The following is a 22,689-nucleotide window of genomic DNA, read 5'->3' on the forward strand; positions in this document are numbered from 1 at the left end:
CTCTTTCCATTTATACACTTCATCCTTCAAGCTGCCTCTGCGTTGGCTGCGCTTGTTCGCCCCAGTCACTTACTATCGTAAGCTCCTTAGACTCTCTCCCTGGCCGCCTTGATGCAGCTCGAATGACTTTGTGTATGTACATTTAAATTCGCTACCCTTTATCGTTTGGATTGAGGGCCTCTGTCAACCGTTGTTGTACTTCTTGTTGCAGCTCATTATTAAGGGCACGCCGGTCTGCCGTGGCGATTATAAATAAATCTTCTACTCGCTCACCAATTGTCGTAATTCGCGCTCCGTGGAGCGAAATTCCGAGGTCGGCAAACACCTGGCCGACGCGCGCTAACAGACCAGGCTGATCGAGGGCGATCAGCTCAAGGAATGATTTTCGATCGGTATGCGTTGGCAGGAAGTTAACCTCCGTCGGGACGGAAAAATGCCGTAATTTTGCCGCCTGACGACGCGGGGCTGGTGGCTGCCAGCTACGTTGGGTAATGGTCTGTTCCAGGCCCAGGCGAATCATCTCGTGCCTGTCGGCGGAAAGCGGACTGCCGTCCGGTTCAAGAACAATGAAGGTATCCATTGCCATACCGTCGCGTGTTGTAAAGATCTGCGCATCGTGGACGCTAAGGTTACGGCGGTCCAGTTCACCGCAAACGGCAGCGAACAGGTACGGTCTGTCCGGGCTCCAGATAAAAATTTCGGTGCCACCACGCGTTGCCTGAGAACTCAGTAAAATCATCGGCTTGCTGAGATCGTGCTGGAGTAAGTTGCGCGCATGCCAGGCGAGCTGATTCGGCGTATGGCGTACGAAATAGTTCGCGCGGCAGCGGTTCCAGATCAGGTGCAGAGCTTGTTCATTAATATTTTCCATCCGCAGCAGCGCCAGCGCCTGAAGCTGGTGATGGCGTACTCGTTCGCGCATGTCTGGAGTATTTTGCATTCCCCGGCGCAGCTGTTTTTCGGTGGCGAAATAGAGTTCGCGCAGCAGGCTTTGCTTCCAGCTGTTCCACAGGTTTTCGTTAGTGGCGCAGATATCGGCGACGGTCAGACAGACCAGATAGTGCAGACGGTTCTCCGTTTGTACCTCTTCGGCGAACTGCTTGATCACTTCCGGGTCCTGAATATCGCGACGCTGAGCGGTTACCGACATCAGTAAATGATGACGCACTAGCCAGGCGACGAGCTGGGTTTCACGTGAATTGAGACCATGAAGTTCGGCAAATTTGAGTACGTCCTGGGCGCCGAGGATCGAATGGTCGCCGCCACGTCCTTTGGCGATGTCGTGGAACAGGGCGGCAATAAGGATCAGTTCTGGATGCGTCAGGCGTGGCCACAGCTCAACGCATAGCGGGTGGCGGCTGCGGGTCTCTTCTTTGGCGAAACTCTCGAGCTTCAGCATGACGCGAATGGTGTGTTCATCAACGGTATAGGCGTGAAAAAGGTCGAATTGCATCTGACCAACAATATGTGACCATTGCGGCATATACGCCCACAGCACGCTATGGCGGTGCATTGGCAGCAGACCGCGGCTTACCGCGCCCTGATGGCGCAACATGCTGAGGAACAGGGTTCGCGCCTCCGGGATGTAGCAAAGCGGCTGCGTCAGATGGCGACGGGCGTGGCGCAGATGGCGAAGCGTGGTGGAGTAAATACCGGTGATGCTGCTGTTACGCACCATCATATAGAACATGCGCAGAATGGCCTGCGGCTCGCGGATAAACAGCGTGTCGTCGCGCAGGTCGATAAGCGTGCCGCGCAGTTGAAAATCATCATCAATCGGTCGTGGCTTCTCATCCTCTGTGAGAGCGAGAATCGCCTCTTCGAACAGTTGGATTAGCATATGGTTCAGCTCGCTCACCCGGCGCGTGACGCGAAAGAAATCCTTCATCATATGCTCAATGGGCTGGTTACTTTCGCCTTCATAGCGCAGGCGACGGGCGACGCTGAACTGTCTGTCGAAAAGCAGGCGGTTATCGTAGCGGTTTAGCTCAAGATGCAGGGCAAAGCGAATCCGCCAGAGCTGGTGCAGGCATTCGTTAAGCTCGTTACGCTCGGCCTCGGTGAGGAAGCCGAAGCCGACCATTTCATCAAGCGAAGTAGCGCCAAAATGACGGCGTGCGATCCACTGGAGAGTGTGAATATCGCGCAGGCCGCCAGGACTACTTTTGACATCCGGCTCCAGGTTATAGCTGGTGCCGTGATAGCGTTGATGGCGAATGTTCTGCTCTTCGACTTTTGCGGCAAAGAACTTTTCTGATGGCCAGAAGCCGTCGCTAAATATGTGTTTTTGTAATTCAAGGAATAGCGCGACATCGCCGATAAGCAGGCGCGATTCGATCAGGTTGGTGGCGACGCTGAGATCTGACAACCCCTCCAGCAGGCACTCTTCGAGGGTGCGCACGCTGTGGCCGACTTCCAGTTTGATATCCCACAGTAGCGTCAGCAGTTCACCGACTTTTTGCGCCTGTTCATCGGGCAGCTTTTTGCGGCTTAGAATTAGCAGGTCAATGTCGGAGAGCGGATGGAGCTCGCCACGACCATAGCCGCCTACCGCGACCAGGGCGGTATCGTTGACCGAGCCGAAGCCGTATTCGACCCATAGTCGCTGGAGCAACTGGTCGATAAATTCGGTTCGTGCTTCTATTAATCGTTCGGCGGCGATGCCGTTATCAAAAGCCTCGCCCAGCCAGCGCTGGAATGTATCGATATGCGCCTTAATGGCGGCACAGTTGAAATCGCTTTGCGACCAGTCGTCTGGATTATCCGGTTGGCCAGACAGGGAAGGGGAGACGGTATCAGATAAAAAGTTGCTCATCGCGCCACCATAAGAAAAAACTATCGCCCGTCATAAAAAAGCCGGCTAGCGCCGGCTTTTCATCATTCGTCGTGCGAGATTATCGCCGGGATGGTGTCATCCTTGCGTAATGTCAGAATTTCGCAGCCGTTGTCTGTCACCACAATAGTATGCTCGTACTGTGCAGACAAGCTCCGGTCTTTGGTTTTTACCGTCCAGCCGTCTTTCATGCTGCGGATCTCTTTTTTGCCCGCGTTGACCATCGGCTCAATAGTGAAGGTCATGCCCGGTTTGAGAACCACGTTGGTTTCCGCTGAATCATAGTGCAGAACCTGCGGCTCTTCATGGAAACCGCGACCGATGCCGTGACCGCAATATTCGCGCACGACCGAGAAACCTTCCGCTTCAACGAATTTCTGAATCGCAGCACCGATGGTGCGCAGGTTGATGCCTGGCTTGACCATTTTCAGCGCCAGATACAGGCTTTCCTGGGTGATGCGGCACAGGCGCTCGCCAAGGATGGTTGGCTTGCCGACGATGAACATCTTCGAGGTGTCGCCGTGGAAATCATCTTTAATCACAGTGACATCAATATTGACGATATCGCCATCTTTCAGCAATTTTTCGTCATCCGGGATCCCGTGGCATACCACTTCATTAATAGAGATGCAGACAGATTTCGGGAAACCGTGATAGCCCAGGCAAGCTGAAACGGCTTTTTGCTCGTTAACGATATAATCGTTGCAGATGCGGTCCAGTTCGCCAGTGCTGACGCCCGGTTTTACGTAAGGTTCAATCATTTCCAGCACTTCGGCAGCCAGGCGACCGGCGACGCGCATTTTTTCGATGTCTTCAGATGTCTTGATAGAAATAGCCATGGATAGTGTCCAGCAGTGTCGATTTTTTCGACAATAATAGATTATGTCCGATCAATGTTAACAGTCCGGGTGTCCTGCTGCCAAACTGAGAATCATTAACAGCACGCTACGTCAACAACAGTTGGTGTCTGGGTTGGTTTTGTGGTATAAAGCGCGCCGGACTTCCGTTCCATTCTCAGATACACAAGATGGACTGAAGCGATAAATCTCACTTTGTGTAACAACACACACGTATCGGCACATATTCCGGGGTGCCCCTTGGGGTCGGTAATATGGGATACGTGGAGGCTTAACCCCAACTTTCTAATATAGAGGTTTTAAACATGGCAACTGTTTCCATGCGCGACATGCTCAAGGCTGGTGTTCACTTTGGTCACCAGACCCGTTACTGGAACCCGAAAATGAAGCCTTTCATCTTCGGCGCACGTAACAAAGTTCACATCATCAACCTTGAGAAAACTGTACCGATGTTCAACGAAGCTCTGGCTGAACTGAACAAGATCTCTTCTCGTAAAGGCAAAATCCTTTTCGTTGGTACTAAACGCGCTGCAAGCGAAGCGGTGAAAGAAGCTGCTAACAGCTGCGACCAGTTCTTCGTGAACCATCGCTGGCTGGGCGGTATGCTGACTAACTGGAAAACCGTTCGTCAGTCTATCAAACGTCTGAAAGATCTGGAAATTCAGTCTCAGGACGGTACTTTCGACAAGCTGACCAAGAAAGAAGCGCTGATGCGTACTCGTGAGCTGGGCAAGCTGGAAAACAGCCTGGGCGGTATCAAAGACATGGGCGGCCTGCCGGACGCACTGTTCGTTATCGACGCTGACCACGAACACATCGCTATCAAAGAAGCAAACAACCTGGGTATTCCGGTATTTGCTATCGTTGATACTAACTCCGATCCGGACGGTGTTGACTTCGTTATCCCGGGTAACGACGACGCAATCCGCGCAGTTACCCTGTACCTGGGTGCTGTGGCGACTACCGTGCGTGAAGGTCGTTCGCAGGATCTGGCTTCTCAAGCGGAAGAAAGCTTCGTAGAAGCTGAATAATAAGGTTATCCCCTTATTTAGTACCGTGTATAAATAGGGGCCTCTTAGCGGCCCCTTTTTCACTTTTAAATTCGTTTGGTTCCTGGAACCGGGCGAGTCAAATCTCCCGAGGATTAAAGAATGGCTGAAATTACCGCATCCCTGGTAAAAGAGCTGCGCGAGCGTACTGGCGCAGGCATGATGGATTGCAAAAAAGCGCTGACCGAAGCTAACGGCGACATCGAGCTGGCAATCGAAAACATGCGTAAATCCGGTGCTATTAAAGCAGCGAAAAAAGCAGGCAACGTTGCTGCTGATGGCGTGATCATCACTAAAATTGACGGCACCTACGGCATCATTCTGGAAGTTAACTGCCAGACTGACTTCGTAGCTAAAGATGGTGGTTTCCAGGCATTCGCTAACAAAGTACTGGACGCTGCTGTTGCAGGCAAAATCACTGATGTTGAAGTACTGAAGGCACAGTTCGAAGAAGAACGCGTTGCGCTGGTAGCTAAAATTGGTGAGAACATCAACATTCGTCGCGTTTCTTCCCTGGAAGGCGAAGTTCTGGGTTCTTACCAGCACGGTGCGCGTATCGGTGTTCTGGTTGCGGCTAAAGGCGCTGACGCTGAGCTGGTTAAACAGCTGGCTATGCACATCGCTGCAAGCAAGCCTGAATTCGTTAAGCCGGAAGATGTTTCTGCTGACGTAGTAGAAAAAGAGTACCAGGTTCAGCTGGACATCGCCATGCAGTCTGGCAAGCCGAAAGAAATCGCAGAGAAAATGGTTGAAGGCCGCATGAAGAAATTCACCGGCGAAGTTTCTCTGACTGGTCAGCCTTTCGTTATGGATCCGAGCAAATCTGTTGCTCAGCTGCTGAAAGAGCACAACGCTGACGTGACTGGCTTCATCCGCTTTGAAGTGGGTGAAGGCATCGAGAAAGTTGAGACTGACTTTGCAGCAGAAGTTGCTGCGATGTCCAAGCAGTCTTAATTTTCAAAAAAGGAGCCGCCTGAGGGCGGCTTCTTTTTGTGCCTAACTTGTAAATTCAGCCAACCGCTCTGGTGGCTACGCTGGAAAGCGACGTACAATGTCGCCGGAAATAATTCATCTCATTCGTTGACAGTCTCAGGAAAGAAACATGGCTACCAATGCAAAACCCGTCTACAAACGTATTCTGCTTAAATTAAGTGGCGAAGCTCTGCAAGGTTCAGAAGGCTTCGGTATTGATGCAAGCATACTTGACCGTATGGCTCAGGAAATCAAAGAACTGGTTGAACTGGGTATTCAGGTTGGCGTAGTGATTGGTGGCGGTAACTTGTTCCGTGGAGCTGGTCTGGCGAAAGCAGGTATGAACCGCGTTGTGGGCGACCACATGGGCATGCTGGCAACGGTCATGAACGGCCTTGCAATGCGTGATTCTCTCCATCGCGCCTATGTGAACGCCCGCCTGATGTCAGCTATTCCGCTGAACGGCGTGTGTGATAACTACAGTTGGGCGGAAGCCATCAGTCTGCTGCGTAACAACCGCGTGGTGATTCTGGCCGCTGGTACGGGCAACCCTTTCTTTACCACTGATTCCGCAGCTTGCCTGCGCGGTATCGAAATCGAAGCTGATGTTGTGTTGAAAGCGACGAAAGTTGATGGCGTATTTACCGCTGACCCGGCCAAAGATCCTTCTGCCACCATGTACGATCAGCTGACCTACAGCGAAGTACTGGATAAAGAGCTGAAAGTGATGGATCTTGCAGCCTTCACCCTGGCCCGTGACCATAAATTGCCGATTCGCGTGTTCAACATGAACAAGCCAGGCGCGCTGCGCCGTGTGGTGATGGGCGAAAAAGAAGGCACATTAATTACGGAATAATTCCCGTCAGCGTCAAATGCGGGTAATATTCGGCCTTACTTTTACGGGTTTATGGCCCGATGGTTTTCAACATGCTTGTGGATGGAATACTGCGGCTGACCCGTAGTATGAAAGACGTTGAGCATAAACATGACTATACTTAGCTCACTTTTGTGTGGGCGACCGTCTGGTCTGTCTGAGACAAGTTTTCAAGGATTCGTAACGTGATTAGCGATATCAGAAAAGATGCTGAAGTACGCATGGAAAAATGCGTCGAAGCGTTCAAAACCCAAATCAGCAAAATACGCACGGGTCGTGCTTCTCCCAGCCTGCTGGATGGCATTGTCGTGGAATACTACGGCACGCCGACGCCGCTGCGTCAGCTAGCAAGCGTAACGGTAGAAGATTCCCGTACTCTGAAAATCAACGTGTTCGATCGCTCGCTGAGTCCGGCCGTTGAAAAAGCGATTATGGCATCTGACCTCGGTCTGAACCCAAGCTCTGCGGGCACCGATATCCGCGTTCCGCTGCCGCCGCTGACTGAAGAGCGTCGTAAAGATTTAACCAAAATTGTGCGCGGCGAAGCCGAGCAGGCGCGCGTTGCCGTACGTAACGTCCGCCGCGATGCTAACGATAAAGTGAAAGCATTACTGAAAGAGAAAGAGATCAGTGAAGATGACGATCGCCGCTCTCAGGATGATGTGCAGAAAATGACCGATGCTGCTATCAAGAAAGTTGATGCGGCGCTGGCGGATAAAGAAGCGGAACTGATGCAGTTCTGATCCTCTGCCGACACGTAGATTCGAAGTATGGATCTACGTAAAGTCTGAAACGCCGTACAGGAGACCGTACGCTCAATTTTCGGGATTGCGTTTAGACGGCTGGCCTTGTAGCCTTTGGCGCCATGTCAAAGGTTCAATGCTTCCGTTCTGTAACCCGATGATTGATGCATAGGGGCTTGCTGGCGGCGTTTTGCTTTTTATTTTGTCATAATTCTTCTGGACGTCTCATGAAGCAATTAACCATTCTCGGTTCGACGGGTTCTATTGGCTGTAGCACGCTGGATGTGGTGCGCCATAACCCCGGTAGCTTTTCCATCGCCGCGCTGGTCGCGGGGAAAAATGTCGACCGTATGGTTGAACAATGTCTGGAGTTCGCCCCTCGTTACGCGGTAATGGACGATGCGCAAAGCGCTGAGTCGCTGCGGGTCAGGTTGCGCGGGCACGGCAGTCGTACTGAAGTGATGAGCGGTCAACAGGCTGCGGCAGATGTTGCTGCGCTGGACGATGTCGATCAGGTGATGGCGGCAATTGTTGGTGCCGCAGGTCTGGTACCGACTCTCTCGGCAATCCGCGCAGGAAAAACGGTCCTGCTGGCGAACAAAGAGTCGCTGGTAACCTGCGGGCGTCTGTTTATGGATGCTGTTCAGCAACATGGCGCGCGTCTATTGCCTGTTGATAGCGAGCATAATGCGATTTTTCAGAGTATGCCGGAAACAATTCAACATAATTTGGGATACGCTGACTTAACGCAGAATGGTGTGCTGTCGATTTTGTTGACCGGCTCAGGCGGACCCTTTCGGGATACGGCAATTGGCGAACTGGCGGCAATGACGCCGGATCAGGCCTGTCGTCATCCAAACTGGTCAATGGGGCGTAAAATCTCTGTCGATTCTGCCACCATGATGAATAAAGGGCTGGAGTATATCGAAGCCCGTTGGTTGTTTAATGCTTCGGCGCAGCAAATGGAAGTGCTTATCCATCCGCAATCAGTGATTCATTCGATGGTGCGTTATCAGGACGGTAGCGTCCTGGCACAGCTCGGTGAGCCGGATATGCGTACGCCGATTGCCCACACAATGGGTTGGCCTAAGCGTCTGAACTCAGGGGTAAAACCGCTGGATTTCTGTCAATTAAGTAACCTGAATTTCTCGACGCCGGATTACGGGCGTTATCCGTGCCTGAAGCTGGCGATGGATGCCTTTGATGTGGGTCAGGCGGCAACAACGGCGCTTAATGCGGCGAACGAAGTCTCCGTAGCCGCATTCCTGAATGGCGATATTCGTTTTACCGATATCGCGGCGGTTAACCAGTCAGTGCTGGATCAACAAGCGTTGAATGAACCGCAAAGTATTGATGAAGTACTGGCGATTGACGCTATGGCTCGGGCTTGCGCAAGCCAGATATTGGCGTCTCGAAGCAAATTCTGATACTCGTTGTGATATTTGTGGGCGCTGGGCTTCAGTGATATAGTCTGCGCCATCCGATCGTTGCATTTTGTTGTGAAAGATTACGGTGGCCGTGGCAAGACACGGCTTTTTTGCGTAAAGCTTTTGGTTGTTCTCTGCGATTGGCCGTAGCTCCGGTACCGGATAAAAATGCGTATCCAGCGCTGACCGGTGACCCGTGTTTGGTAGCTTAGCTAATCCTTATTATGGACTTAAAACGCGTTATGTTGTCTGCTAATCAAACTGTCAGCGAAATGTCGTCCGCACATGGCTGTCGTCATGTTGCCATTATTATGGACGGCAACGGTCGTTGGGCGAAACGGCAAGGAAAAATTCGCGCCTTTGGCCATAAAGCCGGGGCGAAATCTGTTCGTCGAGCCGTCTCTTTCGCGGCGAACAATAGTATTGAAGCGTTGACGTTATACGCATTCAGTAGTGAAAACTGGAATCGTCCGGCGCAGGAAGTCAGTGCGCTGATGGAGTTGTTTGTCTGGGCGCTGGATAGCGAAGTGAAAAGCCTGCACAGGCACAACGTTCGTCTGCGTATTATCGGCGAGACAACACGTTTTAATGCACGTTTGCAGGAGCGTATCCGTAAAGCGGAGGCGTTGACTGAGAACAATACAGGTTTGACCCTGAACATTGCTGCGAACTATGGCGGCCGCTGGGATATCGTCCAGGGCGTTCGCCATTTGGCCCAACAGGTACAGGACGGGGTGCTGCAACCCGATCAAATCACGGAAGAGATGCTGAGCCAGCAGGTTTGTATGAATGAGCTTGCACCCGTAGATTTAGTTATTAGGACCGGGGGAGAGCATCGCATTAGTAACTTTCTGATTTGGCAAATTGCCTATGCCGAACTTTACTTTACAGATGTTCTTTGGCCCGATTTCGCTGAACAGGACTTTGAAGGTGCACTCCATGCCTTTGTTAATCGAGAGCGTCGTTTCGGCGGCACTGAGCCGGGTGGCAACAATGCCTGATGGGGGTCACTTTTGCTGAAGTATCGCCTGATTTCTGCTTTCGTCTTAATCCCCGTCGTTATAGCGGCGCTTTTTCTATTGCCGCCCGCGGGTTTTGCCATCGTCACGCTGGTCGTGTGTATGCTCGCCGCATGGGAATGGGGACAATTTAGCGGGTTCACTTCAACTACGCAGAGAGTCTGGCTGTCGGTGCTATGCGGCCTGCTGCTGGCGCTGATGCTTTTCCTGATGCCGGAATACCATTATGACGTCCATCAACCGCTGGTTGAGGGGTCGCTATGGGCATCATTTGGCTGGTGGATAGTTGCGCTTATTTTGGTACTGACTTATCCCGCTTCTGCCGCCTTCTGGCGTAACTCAAAAACGCTACGTCTGATTTTTGGCATCCTGACCATTGTCCCATTTTTTTGGGGCATGCTGGCGCTGCGCGCCTGGCATTACGCCGATGACCATTACAGCGGTGCGCTGTGGTTGCTGTACGTGATGATCCTGGTCTGGGGAGCTGATTCCGGCGCTTATATGTTCGGTAAAATGTTCGGTAAACATAAGCTGGCGCCGAAGGTTTCTCCGGGCAAAACCTGGCAGGGTTTTTTCGGCGGTCTGCTGACGGCCGCGGTGATTTCCTGGGCTTACGGCTGGTGGGCGCATCTGGATGTGACACCGACGGTCCTGCTGGTTTGTTCTGTCGTTGCCGCGTTGGCTTCAGTGCTTGGAGACCTGACCGAGAGCATGTTCAAACGTGAAGCGGGTATTAAAGATAGTGGAAATCTGATTCCTGGACATGGTGGTATTCTGGATCGTATCGATAGCCTGACGGCTGCGGTCCCTGTGTTTGCGTGTCTGCTTTTGTTAGTTTTCAGGACGATTTGACGGAAAATTTTATGCTGAGCGTTCTCTGGAATTTGGCTGCTTTTATTATTGCGCTGGGCGTGTTGATCACCGTCCATGAGTTTGGCCATTTCTGGGTAGCTCGTCGCTGTGGCATTCGCGTTGAGCGTTTCTCCATCGGTTTTGGTAAGGCACTCTGGCGGCGCTTTGATAAGCAGGGCACGGAATTTGTTATTGCCCTTATCCCGTTAGGCGGCTATGTCAAAATGCTCGACGAACGCGTCGAGCCGGTGGCGCCAGAGATGCGCCACTACGCTTTCAACAACAAAACCGTTGGTCAGCGTGCTGCTGTTATTGCCGCTGGGCCTATCGCCAACTTCCTTTTTGCCATTTTTGCCTACTGGTTGGTCTTCATTATTGGTGTCCCTGGCGTTCGTCCGGTTGTTGGCGATATAACGCCCAACTCGATAGCCGCGCAAGCACAAATTGCAAAAGGAACGGAACTTAAAGCGATAGATGGCATCGAAACGCCTGATTGGGATGCTGTGCGTATGGCGCTGGTGGCGAAGATAGGCGATCGGCAAACAATACTTACCGTCGCCCCTTTCGGGACTAACCAACGCCAGGATAAAATCCTCGATCTGCGCCACTGGGCGTTTGAACCGGATAAGCAAGATCCGGTGGCGTCATTGGGTATCAAGCCGCGTAGCGCGCAGATTGATACCGCGCTGGCTGAGGTCCAATCTCAGTCGGCCGCGCAGAAAGCAGGTTTGCAAGCGGGAGACAGGATCGTTAAAGTCGATGGTCAACCGTTAACGCAGTGGATGACGTTTGTTAATCTGGTGCGTGATAATCCGGGTAAGGCGCTGGCGCTTGAGGTCGACAGACAAGGTTCGTCGCTGTCGTTGACCCTGACTCCGGATTCGAAGTCGGTGAAAGGCAAGGCCGAAGGGTTCGCAGGGGTAGTGCCAAAAGTTATCCCGCTGCCTGATGAATACAAGACAGTGCGTCAGTACGGGCCGTTTGCCGCCATCGCCGAAGCCACGGATAAAACCTGGCAACTGATGTCGTTAACGGTCAGGATGCTGGGTAAATTGATAACCGGTGATGTCAAACTGAACAACCTCAGCGGGCCGATCTCTATCGCCCAGGGGGCTGGAATGTCAGCGGAGTTTGGGTTGATTTACTATCTGATGTTCCTTGCGCTGATTAGCGTGAACCTCGGAATAATCAACTTGTTCCCGCTACCCGTCCTCGACGGGGGGCATCTGCTGTTTTTAGCGATTGAAAAGCTGAAGGGCGGACCGGTATCCGAGCGAGTTCAAGACTTTAGTTATCGCATTGGCTCAATATTGCTGGTGTTGTTAATGGGGCTTGCACTTTTCAATGATTTCTCTCGGTTGTAAGAGAGTTTGTTAGGAAGAACGCATAATAACGATGGCGATGAAAAAGTTGCTCATAGCGTCGCTGCTGTTTAGCAGCGCAACCGTATACGGTGCTGAAGGGTTCGTGGTGAAGGACATTCATTTCGACGGCTTGCAGCGTGTCGCTGTTGGTGCGGCCCTCCTCAGTATGCCAGTGCGTCCTGGCGATACCGTAACCGATGATGATATCAGTAACACCATCCGTGCTCTGTTTGCCACTGGCAACTTTGAGGATGTCCGCGTCCTGCGCGATGGTGATACCCTGCTGGTGCAGGTGAAAGAGCGTCCAACGATTGCCAGCATCACTTTCTCCGGCAATAAGTCGGTGAAAGATGACATGCTCAAGCAAAACCTTGAGGCATCCGGCGTACGCGTAGGGGAATCTCTCGATCGCACCACGCTCGCTGATATTGAAAAAGGGCTGGAAGATTTTTACTACAGCGTCGGCAAGTACAGCGCCAGCGTAAAAGCTGTCGTGACGCCGCTGCCGCGTAACCGTGTCGACCTGAAACTGGTATTCCAGGAAGGCGTATCGGCTAAAATCCAGCAGATCAATATCGTCGGCAATCATGCTTTCAGCACGGATGAACTGATTTCGACATTCCAGCTGCGAGATGAAGTGCCATGGTGGAACGTGGTTGGCGATCGCAAATACCAGAAACAGAAGCTGGCAGGGGACCTCGAAACTCTGCGTAGTTACTATCTGGATCGCGGCTATGCCCGTTTCAACATTGATTCCACGCAGGTTAGCCTGACGCCGGACAAAAAGGGCATCTACATCACCGTCAACATTACCGAAGGCGATCAGTACAAGCTTTCTGGTGTGCAGGTGACGGGCGATCTGGCGGGACATTCGGCAGAAATCGAAGCGCTGACCAAAGTGGAGCCGGGCGAGCTGTATAACGGCACCAAAGTGACCAAAATGGAGAATGACATTAAGAAACTCCTCGGTCGCTATGGCTACGCCTATCCGCGCGTTCAGTCCCAGCCGGAAATTAACGATACCGACAAGACTGTGAAGCTACACGTTAACGTGGATGCGGGTAACCGTTATTACGTGCGTAAAGTGCGTTTTGAAGGTAACGATACCTCGAAAGATTCCGTTCTGCGTCGCGAAATGCGTCAGATGGAAGGTGCCTGGCTGGGTAGCGACCTGGTTGACCAGGGTAAAGATCGTCTGAACCGTTTGGGCTATTTTGAAACGGTTGATACCGATACGCAGCGCGTACCGGGTAGCCCGGATCAGGTTGACGTAGTTTACAAGGTTAAAGAACGTAATACCGGTAGCTTTAACTTTGGTGTTGGTTACGGTACTGAAAGCGGCGTTAGCTTCCAGGCTGGCGTTCAGCAAGATAACTGGCTCGGTACCGGCTATTCTGTTGGTATTAACGGCACCAAAAACGATTACCAGACCTATACTGAACTGTCGGTGACTAACCCGTACTTTACCGTGGATGGCGTTAGCCTCGGTGGTCGTGTCTTCTATAACGACTTCGATGCTAACGATGCGGACCTGTCTGACTATACCAACAAAAGTTATGGTACAGACATCACGCTGGGCTTCCCGGTCAACGAATACAATTCGCTGCGCGCGGGTCTGGGCTACGTGCATAACAAGCTGTCCAATATGCAGCCTCAGGTCGCTATGGATCGTTACCTTGCATCAATGGGGGCAGATAATACCAACAGCTTCTCTGCTGATGATTTCACCTTCAACTACGGTTGGACATATAACAAGCTCGATCGTGGTTTCTTCCCGACCGAAGGTTCACGTGTCAACCTGAATGGTAAAGTGACAATTCCGGGCTCTGACAACGAATACTACAAAGCGACGTTGGATACGGCAACCTATGTGCCGATTGATGACGATCACAAATGGGTAGTTTTGGGACGTACCAGACTGGGTTATGGTGACGGTATTGGAAGCAAAGAGATGCCGTTCTATGAGAACTTCTATGCGGGTGGTTCTAGCACCGTGCGCGGCTTCCAGTCTAATACCATCGGTCCGAAGGCGGTCTATAAATCAGGGGCCTATGCTGGGGATGATGATGACTACGAAGAGTGCTCCAATTCTGACGGTAAAGACTGTAAATCAGATGATGCGGTGGGCGGTAACGCCATGGCGGTTGCCAGCCTCGAGTTTATCACCCCAACGCCGTTTATTAGCGATAAATATGCGAACTCGGTCCGTACTTCCTTCTTCTGGGATATGGGTACCGTGTGGGATACGAACTGGCAGAATACTGCGGCGACGAGAGCCGCTGGAGTTCCTGACTATAGCGATCCGAACAACATTCGTATGTCTGCGGGTATCGCAGTTCAGTGGATGTCGCCGTTAGGGCCGTTGGTATTCTCCTACGCCCAGCCGTTTAAAAAGTACGATGGAGACAAAGCTGAACAGTTCCAGTTTAACATCGGTAAAACCTGGTAATTGTGTTGGCTGCAATGGAATGCAAGAGCAGTATAGCGCTGACTATTGGCGATAACTGAGGTTATCGCCTGGCCACGCAAATAACGGTACCTCAGGGTACTCATGGGATGGTAAGGAGTTTATTGTGAAAAAGTGGTTATTAGCTGCAGGTCTGGGTTTAGCAATGGTAACTTCCGCTCAGGCGGCAGATAAAATTGCAATGGTTAACATGAACAACTTGTTCCAACAGGTTGCCCAGAAAACAGGCGTTTCTAACACGCTGGAAAACGAGTTTAAAGGCCGCGCAAGCGAGCTGCAGCGTATGGAAGGCGACCTGCAGTCTAAAATGCAGCGTCTGCAGTCCATGAAAGCCGGTGCTGACCGTACCAAACTGGAAAAAGACGTGATGGCTCAGCGCCAGACTTTCTCCCAGAAAGCCCAGTCTTTCGAGCAGGACCGCGCACGTCGTTCTAACGAAGAACGTGGCAAGCTGGTGACTCGTATCCAGAGCGCAGTACAGAGCGTTGCTAAAGATCAGAGCATCGATCTGGTTGTTGACTCTAATGCCGTGGCATACAACAGCAGCGATGTAAAAGACATCACCGCTGATGTGCTGAAACAGGTTAAATAAGTAATGCCTTCAATTCGACTGGCTGATTTAGCACAACAGTTGGATGCAGAACTACACGGTGATGGCGATATCGTCATCACCGGCGTTGCGTCCATGCAATCCGCTAAAACGGGCCATATTACTTTCATGGTAAATCCTAAGTACCGTGAACACCTGGCCGCTTGCCAGGCGTCTGCTGTCGTGATGACGCAGGATGATTTGCCCTTTGCCCATAGTGCCGCGCTGGTAGTGCGTAATCCCTACCTGACATACGCGCGCATGGCTCAAATTCTTGATACCACGCCGCAGCCGGCGCAGAATATCGCGCCCAGCGCGGTTATTGACGCCACGGCTAAGCTGGGTACTGACGTTGCTATTGGCCCGAATGCTGTTATTGAATCGGGCGTTGTGCTCGGCGATAACGTTGTTATCGGCGCGGGATGCTTCGTTGGGAAAAATACGAAAATTGGTGCTGGCTCGCGTTTGTGGGCCAATGTGACCGTTTACCACGATATTGAGATCGGCGAGAATTGTCTGATCCAGTCCAGTACGGTAATTGGTGCGGATGGCTTTGGTTACGCCAACGATCGTGGTAATTGGGTTAAGATCCCACAATTGGGTCGCGTTATTATTGGCGATCGTGTGGAGATTGGCGCTTGTACTACCATTGATCGTGGTGCGCTGGACGATACTGTGATCGGCAACGGTGTGATCATCGATAATCAATGTCAAATTGCGCACAACGTGACGATTGGCGACAATACTGCCGTTGCTGGCGGTGTGATCATGGCGGGCAGCCTGAAAATTGGCCGCTACTGCATGATTGGCGGCGCCAGCGTGATCAACGGACACATGGAAATCTGCGATAAAGTTACCGTAACGGGGATGGGAATGGTTATGCGTCCAATCACCGAGCCGGGAGTTTACTCTTCAGGTATTCCGCTGCAACCGAATAAGGTTTGGCGAAAAACGGCTGCGTTGGTGCTGAATATTGATGATATGAGCAAGCGTCTCAAAGCTATTGAGCGCAAGGTTAATCAGCAAGATTAGTGCTTCACCCGACACATTAAATTTTCGGCCTGTTGCATTCATGAGATTGCCGCAGGCCGTGTTATTATTGCCCTTTAGTATATTTAGACAGGAAGAGTATTTTGACTACTGACACTCATACTCTGCACATTGAAGAGATTCTGGAACTTCTCCCTCACCGTTACCCGTTCCTGCTGGTAGATCGCGTGCTGGATTTTGAAGAAGGTCGTTTTCTGCGCGCAGTAAAAAATGTTTCTGTAAATGAGCCGTTTTTCCAGGGACACTTCCCTGGTAAGCCGATTTTACCGGGCGTACTGATTCTGGAAGCAATGGCGCAGGCCACCGGCATTCTGGCATTCAAAAGCGTGGGAAAACTGGAGCCGGGCGAGCTGTATTATTTTGCCGGGATCGACGAAGCGCGTTTCAAACGTCCGGTCGTACCTGGCGATCAAATGATTATGGAAGTCACTTTTGAGAAAACCCGTCGCGGCCTGACTCGTTTCAAAGGCGTTGCGCTGGTTGATGGAAAAGTGGTTTGCGAAGCAACGATGATGTGTGCCCGTAGCCGGGAGGCCTGATACGTGATTGATAAAACCGCCTTTATTCATCCTTCCTCCATTGTAGAAGAAGGCGCCGTTATTGGTGCTAACGTTCACATTGGTCCGTTTTGTATTGTTGGCGCTAACGTCGAAATTGGCGAAGGCACCGTACTGAAGTCTCATGTTGTCATTAATGGTCATACTAAAATTGGCCGCGATAACGAGATCTATCAGTTCGCTTCCATCGGCGAAGTTAACCAGGATCTGAAATATGCTGGTGAACCAACCCGCGTGGAAATTGGCGATCGCAACCGCATCCGCGAAAGCGTCACCATTCATCGTGGCACAGTACAGGGCGGTGGATTAACGAAGGTGGGCAGCGATAACCTGCTGATGATCAACGCGCACGTAGCGCACGATTGTACGCTTGGCAACCGCTGTATTCTGGCCAATAACGCGACGCTTGCTGGCCATGTTTCGCTGGATGATTTTGTTATCATCGGCGGCATGACCGCAGTACATCAATTCTGCATCATCGGCGCACATGTCATGGTTGGCGGCTGTTCCGGTGTTGCGCAAGACGTTCCGCCGTTTGTTATTGCTCAGGGCAACCACGCAACGCCGTTTGGCGTCAATATCGAAGGGCTGAAACGCCGTGGCTTTAGCCGTGAAGCGATCACGGCCATTCGCAACGCGTATAAACTGCTGTATCGCAGTGGCAAAACGCTGGACGAAGCAAAACCTGAGATCGCCGAACTGGCGACTCAGCACCCTGAAGTTCAGGCATTCACTGACTTCTTTGCCCGCTCAACGCGCGGCCTGATTCGTTAATGATTGAATCGCGTCCCCTGACTATTGCCCTGGTCGCCGGAGAAACTTCCGGCGATATTCTTGGCGCAGGTCTTATCCGTGCGCTTAAAGCCCGTATACCTGATGCACGCTTTGTCGGCGTTGCTGGGCCGCTGATGCAGGCCGAGGGCTGTGAAGCCTGGTATGAGATGGAAGAGCTGGCGGTAATGGGCATTGTCGAAGTGCTCGGACGCCTGCGCCGCCTGCTGCATATTCGTGCCGACCTTACCCGCCGATTCACCGATCTTAAGCCCGATGTATTCGTTGGAATCGATGCGCCTGATTTCAATATCACTCTTGAAGGTAATCTGAAGAAGCAGGGTATCAAAACTATCCATTACGTCAGTCCCTCCGTTTGGGCATGGCGGCAAAAACGCGTTTTCAAAATTGGCAGATCGACCGATCTGGTACTGGCATTTCTGCCTTTCGAAAAAGCGTTTTATGACAGATTTAATGTCCCTTGTCGGTTTATCGGCCACACGATGGCGGACGCGATGCCGCTGGATCCGGACAAAGGCGCGGCGCGCGAGCGCCTGGGGATCGCCCTGGATGTGCACTGCCTGGCGCTACTGCCGGGAAGCCGCGGCGCTGAAGTCGAGATGCTTAGCGCCGATTTCCTGAAAACGGCGCAGATCCTGAGGGGTTATTATCCTGACCTGGAAGTTGTTGTGCCGCTGGTCAATGCGAAGAGGCGGGAGCAGTTCGAGCGTATCAAAGCGGAAACGGCACCGGATCTTGCGGTGCATATGCTGGACGGTCAGGCGCGAGACGCGATGATAGCAAGCGATGCCGCGCTACTGGCTTCCGGAACGGCTGCGCTGGAGTGCATGCTGGCGAAGTGTCCGATGGTAGTTGGTTATCGTATGAAGCCATTTACCTTCTGGTTAGCTAAGCGGCTGGTTAAAACTGACTATGTGTCGTTGCCAAATCTCCTGGCCGGGCGCGAACTGGTCAAAGAGCTGTTGCAGGACGACTGCCAGCCGCAGGCGTTAGCCGACGCGCTGAAGCTGCTGCTGGCCGATGGTAAAACCAGCCACGATATGCATGAAACCTTCCGTGCGCTGCATCAGCAGATCCGCTGTAACGCTGATGAGCAGGCGGCGGATGCAGTACTGGAGCTAGCAAAATGATGGAATTCGTTTATCCGCATACCCATCTGGTTGCCGGAGTTGATGAAGTCGGACGCGGTCCGCTGGTTGGCGCGGTGGTGACTGCCGCGGTCATTCTCGACCCGGCAAAACAGATTGTGGGTCTTAATGACTCCAAAAAGTTAAGCGAAAAACGCCGCCTGGCGCTATTCGATGAGATCAAAGAAAAAGCGCTGTGCTGGAGCCTCGGTCGTGCTGAGCCGCATGAAATCGATGAACTGAATATTTTGCACGCGACCATGCTGGCAATGCAGCGCGCTGTTGGCGGTTTGAGTATTCCCCCAGAGTATGTCCTGATTGATGGCAACCGCTGTCCGCCGCTGCCTGTACCTTCACTGGCAGTTGTCAAAGGCGATAGCCGGGTGGCGGAAATTAGCGCTGCGTCTATTCTGGCTAAAGTGACGCGCGATGCTGAAATGACCGAACTGGATCGGGCATACCCCCAGTACGGTTTTGCACAACATAAAGGTTATCCCACCGCTTTCCACCTGCAAAAACTGCTGGAACATGGCGTAATTGAGCATCATCGGCGCAGTTTTGGCCCGGTGAAACGCGCGCTGGGCCTGGCGTCCTGAACCGACACGCAAGCAATTAAGTAACGCGGAATCTGAAGATGGCTGAACCACGTTTCGTACACCTGCGGGTGCACAGCGACTATTCCATGATTGATGGGCTGGCGAAAACCGGACCACTGGTGAAAAAGGCTGCCGGGCTTGGCATGCCAGCGCTGGCGATCACTGATTTTACCAACCTCTGTGGGCTGGTGAAGTTCTATGGAACGGGACATGGCGCCGGGATTAAACCGATTGTCGGTGCGGATTTTCACGTCCAGAGCGATTTGATGGGTGATGAGCTGACTGAGCTAACGGTGCTGGCAGCGAATAACGTCGGCTATCAAAACTTGACACTGCTAATCTCCCGCGCTTATCAACGCGGTTACGGCGCATTGGGGCCGTGGATTGATCGCGACTGGTTGGTCGAACATCAGGAAGGCCTCATTCTGTTATCTGGCGCGCGCAAGGGTGATGTTGGCGTAAGCCTGACGCGCGGTAACATGGCGTTGGTCGAGCAGTGCGTCTCTTTTTATCAGCAGTATTTTCCCGATCGTTACTATTTAGAGCTGATCCGCACTGGACGCGCTGATGAAGAGAGCTATCTTCATGCGGCTGTGCAACTGGCGGAAGAGTGCGGTTTACCCGTTGTCGCGACTAACGATGTCCGTTTTCTGGAGACCGGCGACTTTGATGCGCATGAAATTCGCGTAGCTATCCACGACGGTTTTACCCTTGATGATCCTAAGCGCCCACGCAACTACTCGCCGCAGCAATATATGCGCAGCGAGGAGGAGATGTGCGAGTTGTTCTCTGATATTCCGGAAGCGCTGGAAAATACCGTTGAAATCGCCAAACGTTGCAACGTTACCGTGCGGCTTGGCGAATATTTCCTGCCACAGTTCCCGACCGGGGAAATGTCGACAGAAGACTTTCTCGTCGTCAAATCAAAAGAGGGGCTGGAAGAGCGCCTCGAATTTTTATTCCCGGATCCTGAAAAGCGCGCAGAATCCCGCCCTCCATATGATGAACGTCTGGATATTGAACTCCAGGTTATCAACCAGATGGGGTTCCCAGGTTACTTCTTGATCGTTATGGAGTTTATCCAGTGGTCGAAAGATAACGGCGTGCCGGTAGGTCCTGGGCGAGGCTCCGGTGCGGGTTCGCTGGTGGCCTATGCGCTGAAAATTACCGACCTGGACCCGCTAGAGTTTGACCTGCTGTTCGAACGTTTCCTTAACCCGGAACGTGTTTCAATGCCCGACTTCGACGTTGACTTCTGTATGGAGAAACGTGACAGGGTTATCGAACATGTGGCGGAGATGTACGGTCGTGACGCGGTCTCGCAGATTATTACCTTTGGTACGATGGCGGCGAAAGCGGTTATCCGCGACGTGGGCCGCGTGCTGGGACATCCATACGGGTTTGTTGACCGCATATCCAAGCTAGTGCCGCCCGATCCGGGTATGACCCTGGCAAAAGCTTTTGAGGCTGAACCACAGCTTCCGGAAATTTACGAAGCCGATGAAGAAGTCAAAGCACTGATCGATATGGCGCGTAAGCTGGAAGGGGTCACGCGTAACGCGGGTAAACATGCCGGTGGTGTCGTTATCGCGCCGACTAAAATTACCGATTTCGCTCCGCTATATTGCGACGATCAGGGGCAAAACCCGGTTACTCAGTTCGATAAAAACGACGTGGAATACGCGGGGCTGGTGAAGTTCGACTTCCTTGGCTTGCGTACGCTGACGATCATCGACTGGGCGTTGAAAATGATCAACCCGCGTCGGGCGAAGCAGGGCCTGGAGCCGATAGATATCGCGGCTATCCCGCTCGACGATAAAAAAAGCTTCGATATGCTGCAGCGCTCGGAAACCACAGCGGTATTCCAGCTTGAATCCCGCGGCATGAAAGACCTGATCAAACGCCTGCAGCCTGACTGCTTCGAAGATATGATAGCCCTGGTGGCCCTGTTCCGTCCGGGCCCGCTGCAGTCGGGCATGGTAGATAACTTTATCGACCGTAAGCACGGTCGTGAAGAAATCTCCTATCCAGACGTGCAGTGGCAGCATGAATGTCTGAAACCGGTACTGGAGCCGACTTACGGTATTATCCTGTACCAGGAACAGGTTATGCAGATTGCCCAGGAACTGTCCGGTTACACCCTTGGCGGCGCAGATATGCTGCGTCGTGCGATGGGTAAGAAAAAGCCGGAAGAGATGGCCAAGCAGCGCGGCACCTTTGAAGAGGGTGCGAAGAGTCGCGGCGTGGACGGTGAACTGGCGATGAAAATCTTTGACCTGGTGGAGAAATTCGCGGGTTACGGATTTAACAAATCGCACTCTGCCGCTTATGCGTTAGTTTCCTATCAGACGCTGTGGCTGAAGGCGCACTATCCGGCTGAGTTTATGGCAGCGGTAATGACCGCGGATATGGACAACACCGAGAAAGTGGTCGGTCTGGTTGATGAGTGCTGGCGCATGGGATTGAAAATCTTGCCGCCGGACATTAACTCTGGCCTGTACCATTTCCACGTCAATGATGATGGCGAAATCGTTTATGGTATCGGCGCCATCAAAGGCGTTGGTGAAGGCCCGATTGAAGCGATCATTGAAGCGCGTAACCAGGGCGGTTATTTCCGTGAGCTGTTTGATCTTTGCGCGCGAACTGATATCAAAAAGCTAAACCGTCGGGTACTGGAAAAACTGATTATGTCCGGGGCGTTTGACCGCCTCGGCCCGCATCGCGCGGCGTTGATGAATTCGTTGAGCGATGCGCTGAAGGCTGCCGATCAGCACGCCAAAGCTGAAGCGATTGGCCAGGCTGATATGTTTGGCGTTCTGGCAGAAGAGCCGGAACAAATTGAACAATCCTACGCTAACTGCCAGCCGTGGCCGGAACAGGTGGTGTTGGAGGGCGAAAGGGAGACCCTGGGGCTATATCTGACCGGGCACCCGATTAACCAGTATCTCAGAGAGATCGAACGCTATGTTGGCGGCGTACGACTCAAAGACATGCATCCGACCGATCGTGGTAAAGTGACCACGGCGGCGGGGCTCGTTATTGCGGCGCGGGTCATGGTCACCAAGCGCGGCAATCGTATCGGCATCTGTACGCTGGATGACCGTTCCGGGCGTCTGGAGGTGATGTTATTCACCGATGCCCTGGATAAATACCAGCAATTGCTGGAAAAAGACCGCATACTTATCGTCAGCGGACAGGTCAGCTTTGATGACTTCAGCGGGGGGCTTAAAATGACCGCTCGTGAAGTCATGGACATTGACGAAGCCCGGGAAAAATATGCTCGCGGGCTTGCTATCTCGCTGACGGACAGGCAAATTGATGACCAGCTTTTAAACCGACTCCGTCAGTCTCTGGAACCCCATCGTTCGGGAACCATTCCAGTACACCTCTATTATCAGAGGGCGGATGCGCGCGCGCGGTTGCGTTTTGGCGCAACATGGCGCGTCTCTCCGAGCGATCGTTTACTCAACGATCTGCGTGGCCTTATCGGCTCGGAGCAGGTGGAACTGGAGTTTGACTAA

18 protein-coding genes are annotated in these 22,689 nt (G+C 52.4%); 16 read left to right on the forward strand and 2 right to left on the reverse strand.

The annotated features are described in order from the left end of the window. Positions 1 to 151: 151 nt before the first annotated feature. A complete protein-coding gene (glnD, locus tag HV127_RS12700; protein WP_182236448.1) occupies positions 152 to 2,815 on the reverse strand; it encodes a bifunctional uridylyltransferase/uridylyl-removing protein GlnD in 2,664 nt (887 codons plus the stop codon). Between the two features lie 62 nt (positions 2,816 to 2,877). Beyond that, positions 2,878 to 3,672 (reverse strand): type I methionyl aminopeptidase, encoded by a 795-nt coding sequence (map, locus tag HV127_RS12705; protein ID WP_110272472.1) that lies wholly within the window; start codon positions 3,670 to 3,672, stop codon positions 2,878 to 2,880. A gap of 323 nt (positions 3,673 to 3,995) precedes the next feature. Between map and rpsB the strand changes: the two genes are divergently transcribed. From rpsB to dnaE, 16 genes are all read left to right on the forward strand, one after another. After that, positions 3,996 to 4,721, forward strand: coding sequence for a 30S ribosomal protein S2 (gene rpsB / locus HV127_RS12710; protein ID WP_110272470.1), 726 nt, complete (start codon positions 3,996 to 3,998; stop codon positions 4,719 to 4,721). A 120-nt stretch (positions 4,722 to 4,841) separates the two neighbouring features. Then, positions 4,842 to 5,693 carry a translation elongation factor Ts gene (gene tsf / locus HV127_RS12715; protein WP_110272469.1) on the forward strand — a complete coding sequence of 284 codons (852 nt, stop codon included), beginning with the start codon at positions 4,842 to 4,844 and terminating at the stop codon, positions 5,691 to 5,693. Between the two features lie 148 nt (positions 5,694 to 5,841). Then, the gene (pyrH, locus tag HV127_RS12720; RefSeq protein WP_110272468.1) at positions 5,842 to 6,567 is read left to right on the forward strand and encodes a UMP kinase; all 726 of its coding nucleotides are present in this window, start codon (positions 5,842 to 5,844) and stop codon (positions 6,565 to 6,567) included. A gap of 203 nt (positions 6,568 to 6,770) precedes the next feature. After that, on the forward strand, positions 6,771 to 7,328 hold the full coding sequence (gene frr / locus HV127_RS12725) for a ribosome recycling factor (protein WP_110272467.1): 558 nt from the start codon (positions 6,771 to 6,773) through the stop codon (positions 7,326 to 7,328). 227 nt (positions 7,329 to 7,555) lie between these two features. Continuing rightward, complete coding sequence (gene ispC / locus HV127_RS12730; RefSeq protein WP_182236450.1) at positions 7,556 to 8,755, forward strand: 1-deoxy-D-xylulose-5-phosphate reductoisomerase; 1,200 nt, start codon at positions 7,556 to 7,558, stop codon at positions 8,753 to 8,755. 242 nt (positions 8,756 to 8,997) lie between these two features. Continuing rightward, positions 8,998 to 9,756 (forward strand): (2E,6E)-farnesyl-diphosphate-specific ditrans,polycis-undecaprenyl-diphosphate synthase, encoded by a 759-nt coding sequence (ispU, locus tag HV127_RS12735; RefSeq protein ID WP_181483504.1) that lies wholly within the window; start codon positions 8,998 to 9,000, stop codon positions 9,754 to 9,756. Positions 9,757 to 9,768: 12 nt separating this feature from the next. Then, a complete protein-coding gene (gene cdsA / locus HV127_RS12740; RefSeq protein WP_139537044.1) occupies positions 9,769 to 10,626 on the forward strand; it encodes a phosphatidate cytidylyltransferase in 858 nt (285 codons plus the stop codon). A gap of 11 nt (positions 10,627 to 10,637) precedes the next feature. Further along, entirely contained in the window at positions 10,638 to 11,990 is a 1,353-nt protein-coding gene (rseP, locus tag HV127_RS12745) for a sigma E protease regulator RseP (RefSeq protein WP_182236452.1), read from the forward strand. A gap of 31 nt (positions 11,991 to 12,021) precedes the next feature. Continuing rightward, complete coding sequence (gene bamA / locus HV127_RS12750) at positions 12,022 to 14,439, forward strand: outer membrane protein assembly factor BamA (protein WP_182236454.1); 2,418 nt, start codon at positions 12,022 to 12,024, stop codon at positions 14,437 to 14,439. Between the two features lie 124 nt (positions 14,440 to 14,563). Beyond that, a complete protein-coding gene (skp, locus tag HV127_RS12755; protein WP_110272461.1) occupies positions 14,564 to 15,049 on the forward strand; it encodes a molecular chaperone Skp in 486 nt (161 codons plus the stop codon). Positions 15,050 to 15,052: 3 nt separating this feature from the next. After that, on the forward strand, positions 15,053 to 16,078 hold the full coding sequence (gene lpxD, locus HV127_RS12760; protein WP_112215833.1) for a UDP-3-O-(3-hydroxymyristoyl)glucosamine N-acyltransferase: 1,026 nt from the start codon (positions 15,053 to 15,055) through the stop codon (positions 16,076 to 16,078). A gap of 101 nt (positions 16,079 to 16,179) precedes the next feature. Then, entirely contained in the window at positions 16,180 to 16,635 is a 456-nt protein-coding gene (gene fabZ, locus HV127_RS12765) for a 3-hydroxyacyl-ACP dehydratase FabZ (RefSeq protein ID WP_004145858.1), read from the forward strand. Between the two features lie 3 nt (positions 16,636 to 16,638). After that, positions 16,639 to 17,427 (forward strand): acyl-ACP--UDP-N-acetylglucosamine O-acyltransferase, encoded by a 789-nt coding sequence (gene lpxA, locus HV127_RS12770; RefSeq protein WP_110272459.1) that lies wholly within the window; start codon positions 16,639 to 16,641, stop codon positions 17,425 to 17,427. Continuing rightward, positions 17,427 to 18,575: a lipid-A-disaccharide synthase gene (gene lpxB / locus HV127_RS12775; protein WP_182236456.1), complete on the forward strand. Its 1,149-nt coding sequence runs from the start codon at positions 17,427 to 17,429 to the stop codon at positions 18,573 to 18,575. Before lpxA ends, lpxB begins: the two co-directional genes overlap by 1 nt. Continuing rightward, positions 18,572 to 19,168: a ribonuclease HII gene (gene rnhB, locus HV127_RS12780; protein ID WP_182236458.1), complete on the forward strand. Its 597-nt coding sequence runs from the start codon at positions 18,572 to 18,574 to the stop codon at positions 19,166 to 19,168. The genes lpxB and rnhB overlap by 4 nt, the downstream gene beginning before the upstream one ends. 38 nt (positions 19,169 to 19,206) lie before the next feature. Further along, complete coding sequence (dnaE, locus tag HV127_RS12785) at positions 19,207 to 22,689, forward strand: DNA polymerase III subunit alpha (RefSeq protein ID WP_182236460.1); 3,483 nt, start codon at positions 19,207 to 19,209, stop codon at positions 22,687 to 22,689.

The sequence above is a fragment of the Klebsiella sp. RHBSTW-00215 genome (assembly GCF_014103785.1).
Classification (GTDB): Bacteria; Pseudomonadota; Gammaproteobacteria; order Enterobacterales; family Enterobacteriaceae; genus Klebsiella.